1 protein-coding gene is annotated in these 523 nt (G+C 48.6%); it reads left to right on the top strand.

Annotated elements, in window-relative coordinates; translation table 11 throughout:
* Positions 1 to 64: 64 nt before the first annotated feature.
* Positions 65 to 523: LysR family transcriptional regulator (locus J0A66_RS21575; RefSeq protein WP_206575918.1), on the top strand; the 459-nt coding region annotated here is incomplete at its 3' end.

The raw sequence follows: 523 nt of genomic DNA, 5'->3' as shown, positions 1-523 counted from the left end.
AAAAATGATATTATCTCATCATCCTATGAGCATTGATCATGCTTTCTTGTTGCGGGTGCACATTATGTTGGAACGTATTCACTTGGCTATCCTGTCGGCCATAGAAGAACAAGGCACCCTGACCCAGGCGGCCGAAACCTTGAACTTAACGCAGTCAGCGCTAAGTCACAGTATTAAAAAATTAGAGGGGCAGATTGGCACGCCCATTTGGGAAAAGCAGGGACGCAGCCTGCGCCTTACCTCAGCCGGTAGGCGCATACATGCACTCTCACGCAGACTGCTACCGCAATTTGAACATACCGAGCTATTGCTTAAACAGATTGCCAAAGGTGAAATGGGCTCCCTGCGTATAGGTATGGAGTGTCACCCTTGCTATCAATGGTTGCTTAAAGTGGTGGCGCCTTTCCTGGAACAATGGCCAGCCGTGGATGTTGACGTTAGGCAGGAATTTCAGTTTGGTGGTTTGCGGGCGCTATTTGATTATGAGATCGATATGCTGGTTACCCCCGACCCGTTATTTAAG

Source organism: Bowmanella dokdonensis, from assembly GCF_017254865.1.
GTDB lineage: Bacteria > Pseudomonadota > Gammaproteobacteria > Enterobacterales > Alteromonadaceae > Bowmanella > Bowmanella dokdonensis.
Note: the sequence above shows the minus strand (reverse complement) of the source record. Positions and strands in the feature narration are given on the sequence as shown.